The sequence below is a fragment of the Streptomyces sp. NPDC014907 genome (assembly GCF_055562975.1).
The window spans coordinates 1,162,620-1,180,026 of record NZ_JBVHEG010000001.1; the positions used below are offsets into that span (position 1 = coordinate 1,162,620).

General features: G+C 74.8%; 13 protein-coding genes. 3 read left to right on the forward strand and 10 right to left on the reverse strand.

Features of this window, described 5'->3' with window-relative positions:
- Positions 1 to 36: 36 nt before the first annotated feature.
- From ACZ3IL_RS05330 to ACZ3IL_RS05340, 3 genes are read right to left on the reverse strand one after another with little or no spacing between them, the layout of a single operon-like run.
- Positions 37 to 618: a TetR/AcrR family transcriptional regulator gene (locus ACZ3IL_RS05330; RefSeq protein WP_467386704.1), complete on the reverse strand. Its 582-nt coding sequence runs from the start codon at positions 616 to 618 to the stop codon at positions 37 to 39.
- The gene (locus ACZ3IL_RS05335; RefSeq protein WP_467386706.1) at positions 606 to 1,334 is read right to left on the reverse strand and encodes an enoyl-CoA hydratase family protein; all 729 of its coding nucleotides are present in this window, start codon (positions 1,332 to 1,334) and stop codon (positions 606 to 608) included. The genes ACZ3IL_RS05330 and ACZ3IL_RS05335 overlap by 13 nt, the downstream gene beginning before the upstream one ends.
- The gene (locus ACZ3IL_RS05340; RefSeq protein WP_467386708.1) at positions 1,331 to 2,917 is read right to left on the reverse strand and encodes an AMP-binding protein; all 1,587 of its coding nucleotides are present in this window, start codon (positions 2,915 to 2,917) and stop codon (positions 1,331 to 1,333) included. Before ACZ3IL_RS05340 ends, ACZ3IL_RS05335 begins: the two co-directional genes overlap by 4 nt.
- Positions 2,918 to 3,384: 467 nt before the next feature.
- Between ACZ3IL_RS05340 and ACZ3IL_RS05345 the strand changes: the two genes are divergently transcribed.
- Positions 3,385 to 3,954, forward strand: a complete 570-nt coding sequence (locus ACZ3IL_RS05345) for a hypothetical protein (protein ID WP_467386710.1) — start codon at positions 3,385 to 3,387, stop codon at positions 3,952 to 3,954.
- Here ACZ3IL_RS05345 and ACZ3IL_RS05350 read toward each other — a convergent pair.
- The 6 genes from ACZ3IL_RS05350 to ACZ3IL_RS05375 form a co-directional block, all read right to left on the reverse strand.
- Positions 3,908 to 5,041 carry an acyl-CoA dehydrogenase family protein gene (locus ACZ3IL_RS05350; RefSeq protein WP_467386712.1) on the reverse strand — a complete coding sequence of 378 codons (1,134 nt, stop codon included), beginning with the start codon at positions 5,039 to 5,041 and terminating at the stop codon, positions 3,908 to 3,910. The two genes, ACZ3IL_RS05345 and ACZ3IL_RS05350, sit on opposite strands and share 47 nt — an antisense overlap.
- Complete coding sequence (locus ACZ3IL_RS05355) at positions 5,038 to 6,951, reverse strand: acetyl/propionyl/methylcrotonyl-CoA carboxylase subunit alpha (RefSeq protein ID WP_467386714.1); 1,914 nt, start codon at positions 6,949 to 6,951, stop codon at positions 5,038 to 5,040. Before ACZ3IL_RS05355 ends, ACZ3IL_RS05350 begins: the two co-directional genes overlap by 4 nt.
- 8 nt (positions 6,952 to 6,959) lie before the next feature.
- A complete protein-coding gene (locus ACZ3IL_RS05360; RefSeq protein WP_467386716.1) occupies positions 6,960 to 8,558 on the reverse strand; it encodes an acyl-CoA carboxylase subunit beta in 1,599 nt (532 codons plus the stop codon).
- Between the two features lie 286 nt (positions 8,559 to 8,844).
- Entirely contained in the window at positions 8,845 to 10,530 is a 1,686-nt protein-coding gene (locus ACZ3IL_RS05365) for an acyclic terpene utilization AtuA family protein (protein WP_467386718.1), read from the reverse strand.
- Complete coding sequence (locus ACZ3IL_RS05370; protein WP_467386720.1) at positions 10,530 to 11,435, reverse strand: TIGR03084 family metal-binding protein; 906 nt, start codon at positions 11,433 to 11,435, stop codon at positions 10,530 to 10,532. The genes ACZ3IL_RS05365 and ACZ3IL_RS05370 overlap by 1 nt, the downstream gene beginning before the upstream one ends.
- Before the next feature lie 354 nt (positions 11,436 to 11,789).
- The gene (locus ACZ3IL_RS05375; protein ID WP_467386722.1) at positions 11,790 to 12,212 is read right to left on the reverse strand and encodes a hypothetical protein; all 423 of its coding nucleotides are present in this window, start codon (positions 12,210 to 12,212) and stop codon (positions 11,790 to 11,792) included.
- A gap of 691 nt (positions 12,213 to 12,903) precedes the next feature.
- Here ACZ3IL_RS05375 and ACZ3IL_RS05380 point away from each other — a divergent pair.
- Complete coding sequence (locus ACZ3IL_RS05380) at positions 12,904 to 13,797, forward strand: SGNH/GDSL hydrolase family protein (protein ID WP_467386724.1); 894 nt, start codon at positions 12,904 to 12,906, stop codon at positions 13,795 to 13,797.
- A gap of 67 nt (positions 13,798 to 13,864) precedes the next feature.
- On the opposite strand, the gene ACZ3IL_RS05385 is transcribed toward ACZ3IL_RS05380, so the two are convergent.
- Positions 13,865 to 15,013 (reverse strand): serine hydrolase domain-containing protein, encoded by a 1,149-nt coding sequence (locus ACZ3IL_RS05385; protein ID WP_467386726.1) that lies wholly within the window; start codon positions 15,011 to 15,013, stop codon positions 13,865 to 13,867.
- Positions 15,014 to 15,656: 643 nt separating this feature from the next.
- On the opposite strand from ACZ3IL_RS05385, the gene ACZ3IL_RS05390 reads away from it, so the two are divergent.
- Positions 15,657 to 17,407 (forward strand): AfsR/SARP family transcriptional regulator (locus tag ACZ3IL_RS05390; RefSeq protein WP_467386728.1); only part of this gene is annotated, 1,751 nt, incomplete at its 3' end.

A 17,407-nucleotide genomic window follows, 5' to 3' on the forward strand; every position in this document is an offset into this window, starting at 1 on the left:
GGACCGGTGGACGGGGCTGGACGGCGGGGCGGTGGCTCAGGCCTCCAGCGCCCCGTCCAGCAGCCGCGTCCACTGGGCGACCACCCGTTCCCGGCGGGCGCGGTCGTCCGTGAGGAGGGTGGCGAGGCCCAGGCCGCGGGCCATGTCCAGGAGGCCCTGGACGGTCTCGCGGACGCCGGGGACCGACTCGTCGGCGCCCAGCACCTCGACGGCGATGCGGTGCGCCTCGCGGCCGACGCGGGCCTCCAGCTCGGTGACGCGGGCACGGAGCTGGTCCTCGCCGGTGGCGGCGACCCAGAGGTGGAGCGCGGCCCGGAAGAGGGGGCCGGTGTAGAGGTCGACGAGGGCGGCGACGGCCGCCCCCCGGTCGCCGGCGGGGAGCGAGCGCAGGGCGTGGGAGCGTTCCTCGGCGACGTACTCGACGGCGGCCGTGAAGAGGTCCTCGCGGGTGGGGAAGTGGTGCTGGGCGGCGCCCCGGGAGACGCCCGCCCGTTCCGCGACGACCGAGACCGTCGAGCCCGCCCAGCCGTGCTCGGCCAGGCAGGACACGGCGGCTTCCAGGAGCCGCTGCCGGGTGGCGCGGCTCCTGTCCTGCTTGGGCGCGGTCAGAGCCGCCATGGAGGGTCCCGTCGTTCGAGGAAGGCCGTCATCCCCTCGCGCGCCTCGGCGGAGACGAAGAGCGTGGCCGACTTGCGCACCAGGTCCTCCGCGTCGCGTTCGAAGGTCTCCAGGACTCTAGCGGTGACCAGCCGTTTCGACTCGCGCAGGCCCTGCGGGGAGGCGGCGCGCAGGGCGTCGAGGATGCCGTCGAGGGCGTCGTCCCCCGCCGTCACCAGGCCCATGGCGACCGCCTCGGGAACGCCGAACCGCTCCCCCGTCAGGTAGTAGCGGGCCGCCGCGCGCGGTTCCAGCCGCGGCAGGAGGGTGAGCGAGACGACGGCGGGCGCGACCCCGATCCGCACCTCCGTGAGCGCGAAGTCCGCGTCCTCCCCCGCCACCACCACGTCACAGGCGCCGAGCAGGCCGAGGCCGCCCGCGCGCGCGTGGCCGGTGACGTGGCCGACGACGGGTTTCGGCAGTTCCACGATCTGCCGGAGCAGGGCGACGAAGTCGTACGGGCTGGGGGGCGCCTTCAGGTCCGCGCCCGCGCTGAACGTGGTGCCGGCGTGGGCGAGGACGACGGCCCGTACGGCCGGGTCCTTGCCGCAGGCGGCGAGCGCGTCGGAGAGTTCGGCGACGAGGGGGGCGGAGAGGGCGTTGCGGGTGGCGGGCGAGTCCAGGGTGAGGGTGGTGATGCCCCGCTCCCCCGTCGTGGTCACGAGTGGTGTGGTCATGTGCGGTCCCTCAGTTCCCTTCGGAGGATCTTCCCGGACGCGGCCCGGGGCACGGTGTCGATGAACTCCACGTCGCGGACCTTCTTGTACGGGGCGACGCGCGCGGCGACGTACGCGGCGACCTCCTCCGCGGTGAGGCCGGGCGCGGAGACCTGGCGGACGACGAAGGCCTTGGGGATCTCGGAGCCGTCCGCGCCGGTGACGCCGATGACGGCGGCGTCGGCGATGCCCTCGTGGGTGAGGAGCACCGCCTCCAGTTCGGCGGGGGCGACCTGGAAGCCGTTGTACTTGATGAGTTCCTTGACGCGGTCCACGACGAAGAGCCAGCCGTCCTCGTCCACGCGGCCGACGTCCCCGGTGTGGACCCAGCCGTCGGCGTCGATCATGGCGGCGGTGGCGTCGGGCCGGCCGAGGTACCCCTTCATGACCTGCGGCCCCCGGACGGCGATCTCGCCCTCCTCGCCGGGCGGGGCGTCCTTCGCGGGGTCGTCCAGGGAGAGGATGCGCATCTCGGTGGAGGGCAGGAGCCTGCCGACGGTGCCGGGCGGGGGCGATCCGGCGTCGAGCGGGACGACGTGGGTGCCGGGGGACAGCTCGGTCATGCCGTACGCCTGGCGGACCGGCGGCAGCCCGAGCCGCTTCGCACAGGCGTCGGCGAGGGCGGCGTCGAGCGGGGCGGCGGCGCTGACGACGTACTCCAGGGAGGACAGGTCGTAGTCGGCGACGGCCGGGTGCTTGGCGAGGGCGAGGACGATCGGCGGGGCCACGTACAGGCCGTTGACGCGGTGTTCCTGGATGGCGCGCAGGAAGGCGTCGAGCTCGAAGCGGGGCTGGACGACGACGGTGGCGCCCTGGCGGAGGGGCGCGTTCATCAGAGCGGTGAGGCCGTAAATGTGAAAAAAGGGAAGTACGGCGAGAATGCGGTCGCCGGGCCCCATCGGGATGAACGGTTCCAGCTGGGCGAGGTTGGTGGCGATGGAGGCGTGCGTGAGCATCACGCCCTTGGGGACGCCGGTGGTGCCGGAGGAGTACGGGAGGGCCGCGACGTCCTCGCCGGGGTCGATCCCGACCTCGGGGACGGGGCCGGTGGACCCGAGGAAGTCCTGGAGCGAACGGGTCCCGTCGCCTGCCGGAGGCCGGTCGCAGAGGAAGATCTCCCGTACGCCGCCCGCGAGTTCGGCCGCCGCGCGGGCGACGGGGAGCAGGGGCGAGACCGTGACGATCCAGCGGGCGGAGGAGTCGCGGAGCTGCCGGGCGAACTCCTCGGGGGTGGCGAGCGGGTGCGTGGTGGTGACGGAGGCGCCGGCGCGGGTGGCGGCGTAGAAGGCGACGGGGAAGAGCACGGTGTTGGGGCTGTGCAGGGCGAGCACGTCCCCCTTGCGGACCCCCGCCCCGGCGAGCCCGGCGGCGACGCGCCGGTGGAAGGCGTCGACCTGGGCGTACGTGAGGGTGAGCGCGCCCTCGCCGCCGCTCCCGTCGACGAGGGCCGGGGTGTCGCCGTACCGGGCGGCGTGGCCGAGGACCGCGTCGTGAATGGGGAGCGAGACGGCCGGAACGTCCTCGTACGCGCTGTGGAACACCATGGTTGTCCCCCTGGAGAGGTGGTAGGTGAACACGGGGATCGCGGGTGGGGCGGCGACTTGGGGCGACCATGCCAGTACCCCGAAGAACAATCAAGCACGCATGCATGATTCTGGGCGAGGCGGATCGGCGGGCGCGGAAGGGGAAGCGGGGCCATGTGCGCGGGCCCGTCGCGGACGGCGACGACCTGCCCGCCAGTCCCGCGTGCGGTGGGCCGCCGGCCCGAAGAACCCGGATGTTCGCGTTCGGGCGTGATCGGCGCCCTGGACCGTCCCTCCATCGACTGACGGCAGCGCACGCGTACGCGAAGACGCCGGTCGGGGAAGCCGCGGTTCGGAGCACCGCCCCGGGCCGGACCTCCTCCCGGGAACAAGCCCGGCCTTCGTCAGGGCCCCACCCGGAAAGGGGGGCCAAGACTGCCGGGAGCAGGCAGTGTGCGCGGTCGGGCGGAGGCGGGAGGGTGAGCGGCATGAGAACGAGCTTCAAGGTGCACGCCGCCTTCGCGGGCGGGACGAGCGCGCTGATGCTCCTGGCGGCCGGGCTGACCCTGCTGCCGGGGGTCCTCCCGCTGCCCTCCCCGAGGTTCCTGGCGGCCCTCTCCGCCGCCGCCGTCCTCCCGCTCCTGCTCTGGGCCTTCGTCCGGGGCCTCTCCGGCGGTTTCGACCGCGACGCCCAGTGGCCCGCCTTCCGCTGCCTGTCCGGCCGGGCACAGCTCGCGCTCGCCGTCCTGCTGGGCGCCGGTGTCGCCCTGTGCGTGGCGGACGCCGCCGCCCCGGGCGGCCGGCAGAACGCCGAGGTCCGCGGCGGCCGGTACGTCGTCTTCGAGACGACGCCCGGCCGGCGCGGCACCGTCGAGGTGGGCCGGCAGGAGTACGAGGCCGTGCGGGAGGACGATCAACGCGGCGCGCTGACGGTCCCGGGCACGATGCTCGCCGGTACGGCCCTGCTCGTCCTCGTCACCGGCGAGATCCGGCGGGCGGACGTCCGGGCCGTCAGTACGACTTGGGCAGCCCCAGCGTCTGGTGGGACACGTAGTTGAGGATCATCTCCCGGCTGACGGGGGCGATCCGCGCCACGCGGGCCGCCGTGATCAGGCGGGCCAGGCCGAACTCCTTGGTCAGGCCGTTGCCGCCGAGGGTGTGGACGGCCTGGTCGACGGCCTTCACGCACGCCTCGGCGGCGGCGTACTTCGCCATGTTGGCGGCCTCGCCCGCGCCGAGGTCGTCGCCCGCGTCGTAGAGCTGCGCGGCCTTCACCATCATCAGGCGGGCCAGCTCCAGTTCGATGTGCGCCTGCGCCAGCGGGTGCGCGACGGCCTGGTGGGCGCCGATCGGGTCCTTCCAGACCTGGCGCTCCTTCGCGTACGCCACGGCCCGCGCGAGCGCGTACCGGCCCATGCCGATCGCGAACGCCGCCGTCATGATCCGCTCCGGGTTGAGCCCCGCGAAGAGCTGGAGCAGGCCCGCGTCCTCGTCGCCCACGAGGGCGTCGGCGGGCAGCCGCACGTCGTCCAGGGTGAGTTCGAACTGCTTCTCGCTCGCGGCGAGTTCCATCTCTATGTGACGGCGTCCGAAGCCGGGCGCGTCGCGCGGGACGACGAAGAGGCACGGCTTCAGCTTCCCCGTGCGGGCGTCCGAGGTGCGGCCCACGATCAGGGTCGCGTCCGCGATGTCCACGCCCGAGACGAAGACCTTGCGGCCGTTGAGGACCCAGCCGTCCTCCGTGCGGGTCGCCGTGGTGGTGATGCGGTGCGAGTTGGAGCCGGCGTCGGGTTCCGTGATTCCGAAGGCCATCGTCCTCGTGCCGTCGGCGAGCCCCGGCAGCCACGCCCGCTTCTGCTCCTCCGTGCCGAAGCGGGCGATGACCGTGCCGCAGATCGCGGGCGAGACGATCATCATCAGGAGCGGCGCGCCGGACGCGCCCGCCTCCTCCAGGACGACCGACAGCTCGGTGATGCCGCCGCCCCCGCCGCCGTACTCCTCGGGGAGGTTCACGCCCAGGTAGCCGAGCTTCCCGGCCTCCGCCCACAGGGTGGCCCGGTCGAAGCCGGGGCCGTGGCGGTGGCCGAGCGCGGAGACGGCGGTGCGGAGCGCGGTCAGCTCTTCGGACTCGATCATGCTGCTCATGCGGACTGGTCCTCCTGTGCTTCGGGCCGTTCTTCGGTCTGTACGACGGCGAGCAGGGCACCGACCTCGACCTGGCGGCCGGGGACGGCGTGGAGCGCGGTGAGCGTGCCGGAGGCGGGGGCGACGACGCGGTGCTCCATCTTCATGGCCTCCAGCCAGAGGAGCGGCTGCCCGGCGGTGACCCGGTCGCCGGCGGCCAGGCCGTCCGCGACCCGGACGACGGTGCCGGGCATGGGGGCGAGCAGGGAGCCGGGGGCGGTCTGTTCGGCGGGGTCGGTGAAACGGGGGCGGACGGCGAGGCGGTGCGGGCCCGCGTAGACCGTTCCGTCCCCGTACTCCGCGACCTCGAAGTGCCTGACCACACCGGCCGCCTCCAGGCTCACCCGGTCCGGCGCCGCCGACACGACCCGCACCCCTTCCGGCGCCGTGACCTCGTACCCGCCGTCCCGCGTCGGCCGGTAGCGGACCTCGTGGTCGCCGTACGTCCGCGACTCGTCCCGCGAGCGGACGTTCCGCCAGCCGCCGCCGAAGCGGCCCCGGCGGGCGGACGCGGCGGCGAGGGCGGCGGCGACGGCCGCGTGCTCCCCGCCGGCGGGCGCGGTGGTGAGGGCGGGCAGGTTCCGGTCGTAGAAGCCGGTGTCGAGGCCGCCGGCGGTCGCGTACCCGGGGTGGCGCAGGGACGCGACGAGGAGGTCCCGGTTGGTGACGGGGCCGTGGACGCGGGCCCGCTCCAGGGCGTGGGCGAGCTTGCGGACGGCCTCGGCGCGGGTGGGGGCGTGGACGGTGACCTTGGCGAGCATCGGGTCGTAGTGGACGCCGACCGCGTCCCCCGAGACGTATCCCGTGTCGAGGCGGACCCGGCCGTCGCGGGGGACCTCGAAGCGGTGCAGGACGCCCGTCTGCGGGGCCCATCCCCGGGCCGGGTCCTCCGCGTAGAGGCGGGCCTCGACCGCGTGGCCGCGCGGGGCCGGGGGCTCCGGCGGCAGCTCCTCCCCCTGTGCGACGGCGAGCTGGAGGGCGACGAGGTCGATCCCGTAGACCTCCTCCGTCACCGGGTGCTCGACCTGGAGGCGGGTGTTCATCTCCAGGAAGTGCGCGCGGTCGTCCGCGACGAGGAACTCGACGGTGCCCGCGCCGACGTAGCCGACCGCCTTGGCGGCGCGGACGGCCGTGTCGAGGAGGGAGGCCTCCAGGGCGGCGGACAGGCCGGGCGCCGGGGCCTCCTCGATCACCTTCTGGTGGCGGCGCTGGAGGGAGCAGTCCCGGGTGCCGAGCGCCCAGACCGTGCCGTGGGCGTCGCAGAGGAGCTGCACCTCGACGTGGCGCCCGTTCTCCACGTACGGCTCGACGAAGACCTCGCCGTCCCCGAACGCGCTCTCCGCCTCCGCCGAGGCCGCCGCCAGTTCCCCCTCCAGGGCGGAGAGTTCCCTCACGATCCGCATGCCCCGGCCGCCGCCGCCCGCCGCCGCCTTCACCAGGACGGGGAGGTCGGCCCCGGTGACCTCCGTCAGCGGCTCGACGCCCAGGAGCTCCTTGGCGCGGGTCTTCGACGCCATGGCCTCGATCGCCGCCGGGGGCGGGCCGATCCAGACCAGGCCCGCGCCGGTCACGGCCCGCGCGAAGCCGGCGTTCTCGGAGAGGAAGCCGTAGCCGGGGTGGACGGCGTCCGCGCCCGCCGCGCGCGCCGCCGCCACGATCAGGTCGCCGCGCAGGTACGTCTCCGAGGGCGCCGCCCCCGGCAGCCGTACCGCCGCGTCGGCCTCCCGCACGTGCAGGGCGCCGGCGTCCGCGTCGGAGTACACGGCGACGGTGGAGAGGCCCAGCTCGCGGCAGGTGCGGAAGATCCGGCAGGCGATCTCGCCCCGGTTCGCGACGAGGACGGAGGTGATCGGGGAAGTCGTGGGGGTCATCTGGGGCCTCACATCCGGAAGACGCCGAAGCCGCCGCGCGCGCCCTCGACCGGTGCCGTGTGGATCGCGGAGAGGCACAGTCCGAGGACCGTGCGGGTGTCGCGGGGGTCGATGACCCCGTCGTCGTAGAGCCGCCCCGAGAGGAACATCGGCAGGGACTCGGACTCGATCTGCGCCTCGACCAGGGCCCGCAGGCCGGCGTCGGCCTCGTCGTCGTACGGCTGCCCCTTCGCGGCGGCGGACGCGCGGGCGACGATCGACAGGACGCCCGCGAGCTGCTGCGGGCCCATGACCGCGGACTTGGCGCTGGGCCAGGCGAAGAGGAAGCGGGGGTCGTAGGCCCGGCCGCACATGCCGTAGTGCCCGGCGCCGTAGCTCGCCCCCATGAGGACGGACAGGTGGGGGACCTTCGAGTTCGAGACGGCGTTGATCATCATCGCGCCGTGCTTGATGATGCCGCTCTGCTCGTACTCCTTGCCGACCATGTAGCCGGTGGTGTTGTGGAGGAAGACGAGCGGGATGTCCCGCTGGTTGGCGAGCTGGATGAACTGGGCCGCCTTCTGCGACTCGGGCCCGAACAGGACGCCCCGCGCGTTGGCCAGGACGCCCACCGGGTAGCCGTGCAGGGACGCCCAGCCGGTGACCAGGCTCGGCCCGTACAGCGGCTTGAACTCGTCGAAGTCCGAGCCGTCCACGATCCGGGCGATGACCTCGCGCGGGTCGAAGGGGGTCTTGAGGTCGCCGGGGACGATCCCGAGGAGTTCGTCCTGGTCGTACTTGGGGGGCTCGGCGAAGGCCGGATCGGCGTGTGCCTTGCGGTGGTTGAGGCGGGCGACGATCCGGCGGGCCTGGCGCAGCGCGTCGGCCTCGTCCACGGCGTAGTGGTCGGCGAGGCCGGAGGTCCGGGCGTGCATCTCGGCGCCGCCCAGGGACTCGTCGTCGCTCTCCTCCCCCGTCGCCATCTTCACCAGGGGCGGCCCGCCGAGGAAGACCTTCGACCGCTCCTTGATCATCACGGTGTGGTCGGACATGCCGGGGACGTACGCGCCGCCGGCCGTCGAGTTGCCGAAGACGACCGCGACCGTGGGGACGCCGGCGGCGGAGAGGCGGGTGAGGTCGCGGAAGAGCGCCCCGCCCGGGATGAAGATCTCCTTCTGGGAGGGGAGGTCGGCGCCGCCGGACTCGACGAGCGAGACGACGGGGAGGCGGTTGGCGTACGCGATCTCGTTGGCGCGCAGGGCCTTCTTCAGCGTCCACGGGTTGGAGGCGCCGCCGCGCACGGTCGGGTCGTTGGCGGTGACCAGGCACTCGACGCCCTCGACGACCCCGATGCCGGTGATCAGCGAGGCGCCCACGGCGTAGTCGCTGCCCCAGGCGGCGAGCGGCGACAGCTCCAGGAACGGGCTGTCGGGGTCGAGGAGCAGCTCGATCCGCTCCCGGGCGAGCATCTTGCCGCGCTTCCGGTGCCGGGTCGTGTACTTCTCGCCGCCGCCCGCGAGGGCCTTGGCGTGCTCGGCGTCGAGGGCGGCGATCTTGTCGAGCATGGCGGCGCGGGCGTCCGCGTAGTCGGGTCCGCCGGTGTCGAGGGCGGAGGCGAGGACGGTCACGGGAGTTCCTTCCGGGCGGCCTTCGGTACGGCGGTCGTGGAGGTGTCCGGGCGGGCTTCCGGGGAGGTTCCGGGGCGGGTGCCCGGGTGGGTGTCCGGGTGGGTGCCCCGACGGGGTTCCGGAGGGATGTCAGGGCGGGTGTCCGGAAGGGTGCCCCGACAGGGTTCCGGGCGGGGTCCCGGAGGGGTGCCCGGGCGGGTGTGCGGGCGCGCGTCCGGAGGGGTGCCCCGACAGGGCCCCGGAGGGGTGCCCGGGCGGGTGCCCCGACGCGGTGCCGGGGAGGCGGTCACAGCAGTGCCTCCGGTACGTCCACGTGGCGGGAGCGGAGCCATTCGCCGAGGGCCTTGGCCTGGGGGTCGAAGCGGGCCTGGGAGGCGACGCCCTCGCCGAGGATTCCGGCGACGGTGAAGTTGAGGGCCCTCAGGTTCGGCAGGACGTGCCGGGTGACGGGGAGTTCCGCCGTCTCGGGCAGCAGGGCGCGGAACCGCTCGACGGTGAGGGCGTGGACGAGCCAGCGCCACTCCGCGTCCGTGCGGACCCAGACGCCCACGTTGGCGTCGCCGCCCTTGTCGCCGCTGCGGGCCCCGGCGATCCGGCCGAGGGGGACGCGCCGGACGGGACCGCCGGGCGGCGGGGGCGGGAGCTCCGGGTCGGGCACGGGTTCCAGCACGCGCGTGCGCTCCGGTCCGGGGACGTCCCGCCGGGTTCCGTCCGGGAGCACGGCCGTGTGCGGGACGTCGGCGGCGGGCACGTACGCCGTCTCGAAGACCCCGTAGGGGGCGCCCCTGCCGGGCGGGGCGGTGACGTGGAAACCCGGGTAGCTGGCGAGGGCCAGTTCGACGGCGGCTCCCGTGAGGGCACGGCCGACGGGCTCGGGGCCGGGGTCGCGGACGACGAGCCGCAGCAGGGCGCTCGCGGTCTCCTCCGTGGCGGCGTCCGGCCGGTCGGTGCGGACCCGTTCCCAGCGGACCTCGGCGGGACGGGACCCGCTCCGTGCGAAGGCGTCCTCGATCTGGTCCCGGACGAGCGCGGCCTTGGCCTCGACGTCGAGGCCGGTGAGGACGAAGACGACCTCGTTGCGGAAGCCGCCGAGCCGGCTGAGACCGGCCTTGAGGGTGGGCGGCGGGGCCTCCCCCCGCACTCCCTCGATCCTGACCCTGTCGGGGGCCTCCCGGGTGAGCCGGACGGTGTCGAGCCGGGCGGTCACGTCGGGCCCGGCGTACCGGGCCCCGGCCGTCTCGTAGAGGAGCTGGGCCGTGACCGTGCCGACGTCGACCAGGCCACCGGTGCCGGGGTGCTTGGTGACGACGGAGGAGCCGTCCTCGTGGAGTTCGGCGACGGGGAAGCCGGGGCGGCGGAAGAGGCGCGGGTCGTGCTCGCGGAAGAAGGCGTAGTTGCCGCCGGTGGCCTGGGTCCCGCACTCCAGGACGTGTCCGGCGACGACGGCGCCCGCGAGCCGGTCGTACTCCTCCGGGCCCCAGCCGAAGTGCCACTGCGCGGGCCCGGTGACGAGGGCGGCGTCGGTGACCCGGCCGGTGACGACGACGTCGGCCCCGGCCGTCAGGCAGGCGGCGATGCCGGCGCCGCCGAGGTAGGCGTTGGCGGCGAGGGTGCCGTCCGGGGCGGGCAGGCGGTCGCCCTCGACGTGTGCGATCCGGACCGGCAGGCCGAGCTTCGCGGCGAGCGCGCGCAGGGCGTCGGCGAGCCCGGCGGGGTTCAGTCCGCCCGCGTTGGTGACGATCCGGACCCCGCGTTCGTGGGCGAGGCCGAGACCCTCCTCCATCTGCCGCAGGAAGGTCTTGGCGTACCCGGCGGCCGGGTCCTTGAGCTGGTCGCGGCCGAGGATGAGCATGGTCAGTTCGGCGAGGTAGTCGCCGGTGAGGACGTCCAGTTCTCCCCCGGTGAGCATCTCGCGGACGGCGTCGAACCGGTCGCCGTAGAAGCCGGAGGCGTTGCCGACGCGGAGCACCATCAGCGCTCCCCGTGAGCCGGGGTCTCGGGCGTCGGGGTCTCGGGGGTGGGGGACGCGGGAGCCGGGGTCGCAGGGGTACGGGCTCCGGGAGTGCGGGCTCCGGAGGTCCGGGCTCCGGGGGAGGCGCCCGCCGCGCGGCCCGTGCCCGCCGGGCCCGCGAAGGCCTGGGCGATGGTCAGCCAGTGCGCGGCGTCGGGGCCGTGGGCGGTGAGGGCGGTGTCGTCGCGGTGGACGCGCTGGGTGACGAGGAGGCAGAAGTCGAGGGCGGTCCCGGTGACCTTCTGGGCGGCGCCCTCGGGGCCGTACGTCCACGACGCGCCGTCCGGAGCGACGAGTTCGACCCGGAAGGGTTCGGCCGGGGGGCGTTCGCCCCGGACGAGGTACGCGTAGTCGCGGGCGCGGTGCCCGATCCAGGCGACGTGCCGGAGGCGGACGGACGGCGGGCGGGCGACGCCGAGGGCGTCGGCGACGTCCTGGCCGTGCGCCCAGGTCTCCATCAGGCGGGCGGTGGCCATGGCGGAGGCGCTCATCGGCGGGCCGTACCAGGGGAACCGCGTACCGGGCGGGACCGCGCGCAGGGCTTCCTGGAGCCGTGCGCGGCCCTCGCGCCAGCGGGCGAGCAGGTCGGCGGGCGGCAGCTTCGCGCCCTCCTCAGCTCCCTCGTCCACGAAGCGTTCGGGGGCGGCGGCCGCCTTCTCCGTCTCGGCGGCGAAGGCCTCGGCGTCGGTGGCGGCGAGGAGGGCGGCGCGGTCGGTCCAGGCGAGGTGCGCGATCTGGTGGGCGATCGTCCAGCCGGGGGCGGGGGTGGGGCCGCTCCATTGCGCTGGGCTCAATTCCCTTACGAGACGGTCGAGTTCTTCGCTCTCGTCGCGCAGGTCGTCGAGGACGACGACGGGGTCGGACACGGTGCGCTCCCCTCGGGGGACGGGCGGTCCCGGTCACGGGCCTTCGCCGAGGAGCATGGCAGCGACACCATAAACAATCAAGCGTGCTTGCTTTAGTTTCGAAAAGAATCCGCCCGGGGCCGGCCCGCGCGAACCCGCACGGAACGCGCGACATCGGGCGATCCCGTACGGGGGCACGGCTCGGGCGGTCCCGTACGAGAGGCGCGACCCCAGGCGTCCCGTACGGGTACGCGGTCCGGTCCCGCATGGGGGGCGCGGCCCATGCAGTCCCGTACGGAGTGCGCGGCCCAGGCAGTCCCGTACGGGGCGCCCGCCGCCAGGCATCCCGTACGGGAGGGCGGCGCCGGGTCGGGCCTACGCCCTGGGGGAACGCCGCACCAGCGAGGCGGCGGCGGTGACGGCGACGACGAGGGCGAGGTTCCCCAGGGGGAGGAGGGCGCCGGGCTCGTCGTCGATCGCGCCGATGCCGTTCCCGACGGCGGTGATCCAGCCGACGGTCCCCACCGCCACCATCGGGCCCACCTTCCGCTCCCCCGTGATCCTCATGCCGGTCCACAGGACCAGCGGCATCAGCAGGAACGTGTTCACGAGGGCCGAGGTGAAGGCCTGGTCGGAGGAGTAGCCGGTCCCGCTGCCCAGCGTCGCGGCGGCCTGGGCGGTGAACGACATGTAGAGGGTGTCGGACAGGATCAGATGGGACGCCGCGACCCCGAGCAGCGAGACGACCAGCGCTTTGAGCAGACGGGGACCGAGGGGAGTGGGTGAGGACGGTGCCATGACGCCCGACTATACGCACCGTCTATACATGCAGTGCATACACCCTCCCGGAAGAGCCGGAGACCCGCTTCGCGCGACTAGTGGGGGGGTTCCTCGCCCACGAAAGCACGGCAGCAACCCGGGCGTTCCGGGAGGGAGTTCTCGCGACGACGGGCAGCCGGCCCCGACTCGGCCGAAAAAGGAGCGGGTTCCCGCTGGCGGGTCATACAGGAGAAGGGGGAGGGAGAGGCGCGCGGCCCGCATCCCTGCCCGGTGCGGGCCGCGCGTCCTGCTGCGCCGGGCCCGCGGCAGGGGGAGGACCCCGGGTCCGGCGGCGAGAGCGGTCCCACGCGCTCACCCCTCCGCGTGCCCCCGAACTCCCCCCACATGCGCGCCCCTCCACGGTTTTCCGAAAAATCCGGGAGCCCCGGCCTCGGGGCCGGCACCCGTACGGGACGGAACCCCTACGGGGCGACACCCCTACGGGACAACGCCCCTACTGCCAGACGTCCTTACGGGCCGTCACCCCTACGGGCCGGTGTCCTCACATGCACCCGACCCGATCGCCGGAGCGGTGAACCGGGCCCCCGCGCACACCGTTGGACGGACGGCACGTCCGCATGCCGTACGCCGAGAGGCCCCTCCGCATGCCGTGCACCGGTCGGCAAGCCGACGGGTTCGCAAGCCTCCTTTCCATCTCCAGAGGACCTTCATGCGTCATCTCCGTTCCTCCTTCCACCGCCGCGGAAAGAAGGTGGCCGCCGCCGCCCTCACCGCCGTCACCGCCTCGCTGCTGCTCTCCGGAGCCGGCCCGGCCGGAGCGGCCGGCACCTCCGGCCAGGATTCCGTCAGGCGTTACGTCGCCCTCGGGGACTCCTACGCCGCCGGAACGGGCCTGCCCCGGCAGACGGACGCCGAGTGCGGCCGCTCGTCCGGCAGTTACCCGTCGTGGCTCGCCGCGACGTACGAGCAGGCCGCCTTCAAGGACGTCACCTGCGGCGGGGCCACCACGCGCTCGCTGTGGAACAAGCAGGGATCGGCCGCACCGCAGGTCGACGCGCTCACCAAGGACACCGACCTGGTGACCGTCACGCTCGGCGGCAACGACCTCGGCTTCTCCGACGTCCTCACCACCTGCGTCCTGGCCGGCCTGACCACCAGGGAGGGCGCCCCCTGCCGCGACCAGCTGGCCGGCGACGGGAAGGGCCTGGAAGCGGGCTTCGCCCGGCTGGGCACCCGCGTGCCCGACATGCTGACCGACATCAAGCGGCGCAGCCCCGGCGCGCGCGTCGTCGTGGTCGGGTACCCGAACCCGTTCCCCCTCGACGGAAGCGGCTGCGACTCCTCCGTCCCCCTGGCGAAGGGCGACGTCACCTGGCTCCACCAGACCACGAACCGGCTGAACCTCCTGCTCGAGACGGCGGCCTTCATGAAGGGGGCCGAGTACGTCGACACCTCCGCCGCGTTCCGCGGCAAGGACATGTGCCAGCCCCCGTCCAGGCGGCTGATCAACCCGCTGCTGCCGCAGACGCCCGGCTCGGCCCACCCCGACGCGATGGGGCACCTGCTGATGGCCTACCAGGTCCACGAGAAGCTGTTCGGCTAGTCGCCTCCGCCCCCTCCGCCGGGCCGCACGGACGTTCCGGCCCGGCGGAGGGGGCCCCGCGCGGGTCTCAGTTCGCGGCGCCGAGCGCTTCGTAGACGCGCGCGACGTAGTCGTGCGTGCGCTCGGAGCCGAGGATTCCGGCGCCCAGCCGGTTCATCGTGTACGCGAACGTGACGCGCCGGTCGAGGTCCATCATGACGAGGGAACCGCCCCAGCCGGCCCAGAAGCAGATCGTTCCGGTGGGCATGCCCGGCATCGTCCTGCGGTCGGCGAGCGCGTAGCCGACGCCCCAGCGCACGGGGACGCCCAGGAACAGGTCGACCCCGTCGGCCTGCACGTCGAAGATCTTGTCCACGGTGCCCGGGGAGAGCAGCCGCCGGCCGTTCGCCTCGCCGCGCCGCGAGATCACGGAGAGGGCGCGCGCCAGCCCGCGCGCGTTGCCGTACCCGTTGACGGCCCCGAGTTCCGCACGGCGCCACCGCGGGGTGTCGACGTGCTCGTCCCGGGCGGGGCTCCCGAGCAGCGTCCGGACGAACACCGACGCGGGGTCGATCCCCTCCGGCATCCCGGGGGCCTCCCCCGAGGGCACCAGCGCGGCGATGCGCGGCCAGTCTGCCTCCCGCGCGCCGATCTGGACGTCGGCCCCCAGCGGCCCGGCCACCTCGGTCCGGAGGAACTCCGTCAGGGTGCGGCCGGTGACCCGCCGGACGAGCTCCCCGACGAGCTGCCCCTGGGTCTGCACGTGGTAGCCGGAGGCGCTTCCCGGTTCCCACCAGGGCTCCTGCGCCGCCAGCCGGGCGCTCGCCGTCGGCCAGTCGTACAGGTCGTCCATGGTGAAGGGCTGCTGCCAGCCGGAGAGCCCCGAGGTGTGGGAGAGGACGTGCCGCACCTCGATGTCCTGCTTGCCCCCGGCGGCGAACTCGGGCCAGTAGTGCGCGACCGGGCGGTGGAGGTCCAGCGCTCCCCGGTCGACGAGGACGAGGGCCGCCAGACTGCTGAGGGTCTTGGTGGTCGACCACAGGCCGACCAGGGTGTCCCGGTGCCACGGGGCGGTGCGCTCCGCGTCGGCGTGACCGCCCCACAGGTCGGCCTCCATGACGCCGTCGACGTCGACGGCGATCGACGCCCCCAGCTCCTCGCCGGATTCGAGGTGTGCTGCCAGCGCCGCTTTGACCGGCTCGAACCGGGCGGTGCTTGTTCCTTCGACGGTGACCATGGTGTTCCCTACTTCGTACGGCGTTCGCTCGACCGACCAACGGGGCGGACGGCGGTCCGGTTCACGGTCGTACGCCGCAAAAGGCTTTTCCTAGGAAATTCCCCCCCCCGCTTGATCACCCGCGGTGACGGCCGTGCGGTCCGCTTGCCCGGGGCCGCGTTCCGGCCGGGGCGGGGCGCGTGAGCTGCGTCTCGTTTCCGGCCGGCCGGCGGAGAGCGCCCGGGGAGGCCGCCGAGCGGCCGCTTCCCGGTGACACCGGGGGTCCGCCCGCCGTACACCGGACCCGTGGAGGCGCGGCGGCGCGGCGGCGGCCGGCCGTACCGTCCACGGCCCCCTTCACGCTGGGTGACCCCCTGCTAGGGTCCCTGGTATGCGGGAAGCGGACGACGGGGCCCCACCCCTCCCGTCCGCCCGCACCGCTTCCCGTCCCGGACGGACCGGCCTTCACGGCGGGTCCGGGGGCACGGGGAAGCGCCCGCGGAGCGCCGCACGGCGTTCACCGCCACGTCCACGACACGACCCCGCCCCTGCCCGGGCGGACCGGCGACCCGTGGCCGGGGCGGGCCGCCCGCGTACCGGTGGGACATGCGTGTGCGGGTGGTGGGACCGTCGAACGGGGTGCCTGGTGGAGACGATGACGACCGTGGGGCAGGAATTCGACTTCGGGCTGCTCGGTCCGCTGGTGGTGCGGCGGGCGGGCGCGGCGCTGGACCCGGGACGGCGCAGGCAGCGGTTGCTGTTGACGCGGTTGTTGCTGGCGGACGGTCGTGCGGTGGCGGCGGAGACGCTGTGCGAGGAGTTGTGGCCGGGGCGGGCGCCGGGCGGGGCGACGGCGTCCCTGCACGCGCACGTGAGCAAGGTGCGTGCGGTTCTGGAGCCCCGGCGTCTGCGGGCGCGGGGGGTGTGCGAGGTGCTGGTGACCGAGCCGGCCGGTTACGCGCTGCGCGTGCCGCCGGAGAGCCGGGACACGGTGCGTTTCGAGGGGTCGGTCACCCGGGCGCAGCGGCTGCTGGAGCAGGGGCGTCCGGCGCACGCCCTGGAGGAGGCCGGGCGGGCTCTGGGGCTGTGGCGCGGGGCGGCGCTCGCCGACGCGGCGGACCAGGTGTTCGCCGCCCAGGAGATCGCACGGCTGGAGGAGCTGCGGCAGACCGCCCGGGAGATCCGCACCACCGCCCTGCTCCTGGACGGACACATACCCGGCGCCGTGGAAGCGGCGCGCGAACTGACGGCGGAGCACCCGCTGCGGGAGACCGGCTGGGCCCTGCTGCTGCGCGCCCTCTACCTGGCCGGGCGGCATCCCGAGGCGCTGCGCTGCTACGCGGACCTGCGCGGGCACCTGGCCGGCGAGCTGGGTCTCGAACCCGGCCCCGCGCTGCGCGCCCTGCACGAGGGCATCCTCCGCCACGACCTGCCGCCCCTGACCCCGCCGGGAACGGCGGACACGGCGGCCGGCACCACGGGCGGACACGGTCCGGGCCGCCCGCCCGCCGGGCCCCGGACGCCGGAAGACCGGCCCGGGAACCCCGGGAGCCGGGACGGAACCGCACCCGCCGGCGCCGGGCCCGCCCCGGTCCCCGGTGCCGCGCCCGGCGGGACGACCGCCGGCGGGGCACCGTCCGGCACGGTCACCGGGACGACGGCCCCGGCCGGTACGGACGCCGGGGAATCCACCGGCCCGGCGGGTCCCTCCGGCACCGACGGTCCCCCGGCCGGGGAGGGGTCGTGGGTGTGGGTGCGTCCGGCGCAGTTGCCGGGTGACCTGCCGGTGTTCGCCGGGCGTGAGGCCGAGGGCGCGTGGCTGTCGGGGGTGAGCGGGATGCCGGGCAGGCCGGGGGGTGCTCCCGTGATCGTGATCGGTGGTGCTCCCGGGGTCGGCAAGACCACCTTCGCCGTCCACCACGCCCACCGCATCGCCCCGGCCTTTCCCGACGGGCAGCTCTTCGTCAACCTGTGCGGCTTCCACCCCCACGCACCCGCGGTCGAGCCGGGCGAGGCCCTGCACGGCTTCCTCGTCGCGCTGGGCGTGCCCGCCCCGCGCATCCCGGAGGACACCGGCGACCGCGGCACCCTGTTCCGCAGCCTCCTGGCCGGCCGGCGCGTCCTGATCGTCCTGGACAACGCCCGCGACGAACAGCACGTCCGCCCCCTGCTGCCCGCCGGCGAGGGCTGCCTGACCCTGGTCACCAGCCGCAACCGCCTCCCGGGCCTGATCGCCGCCGACGGCGCCCGCCCCCTGACCCTGCCCCTGCCCTCCCCCACCGAGGCCCACCAGACCCTCGCCCGGCGCCTGGGGCCCGAACGCCTGGCCGCCGAACCCGACGCCGCCGCCGACATCGTCCGCCTGTGCGGACGCCTGCCCCTGGCCCTGGCCGTGGTGGCCGCCCGCGCCGAACT

Bases quoted from the DNA above. Each gene is read 5' to 3' on its own strand.
- ACZ3IL_RS05330 (WP_467386704.1), bottom strand. From the start codon at position 618: ATGGCGGCTCTGACCGCGCCCAAGCAGGACAGGAGCCGCGCCACCCGG.
- ACZ3IL_RS05335 (WP_467386706.1), bottom strand. From the start codon at position 1,334: ATGACCACACCACTCGTGACCACGACGGGGGAGCGGGGCATCACCACC.
- ACZ3IL_RS05340 (WP_467386708.1), bottom strand. From the start codon at position 2,917: ATGGTGTTCCACAGCGCGTACGAGGACGTTCCGGCCGTCTCGCTCCCC.
- ACZ3IL_RS05345 (WP_467386710.1), top strand. From the start codon at position 3,385: ATGAGAACGAGCTTCAAGGTGCACGCCGCCTTCGCGGGCGGGACGAGC.
- ACZ3IL_RS05350 (WP_467386712.1), bottom strand. From the start codon at position 5,041: ATGAGCAGCATGATCGAGTCCGAAGAGCTGACCGCGCTCCGCACCGCC.
- ACZ3IL_RS05355 (WP_467386714.1), bottom strand. From the start codon at position 6,951: ATGACCCCCACGACTTCCCCGATCACCTCCGTCCTCGTCGCGAACCGG.
- ACZ3IL_RS05365 (WP_467386718.1), bottom strand. From the start codon at position 10,530: ATGGTGCTCCGCGTCGGCAACGCCTCCGGCTTCTACGGCGACCGGTTC.
- ACZ3IL_RS05375 (WP_467386722.1), bottom strand. From the start codon at position 12,212: ATGGCACCGTCCTCACCCACTCCCCTCGGTCCCCGTCTGCTCAAAGCG.
- ACZ3IL_RS05380 (WP_467386724.1), top strand. From the start codon at position 12,904: ATGCGTCATCTCCGTTCCTCCTTCCACCGCCGCGGAAAGAAGGTGGCC.
- ACZ3IL_RS05385 (WP_467386726.1), bottom strand. From the start codon at position 15,013: ATGGTCACCGTCGAAGGAACAAGCACCGCCCGGTTCGAGCCGGTCAAA.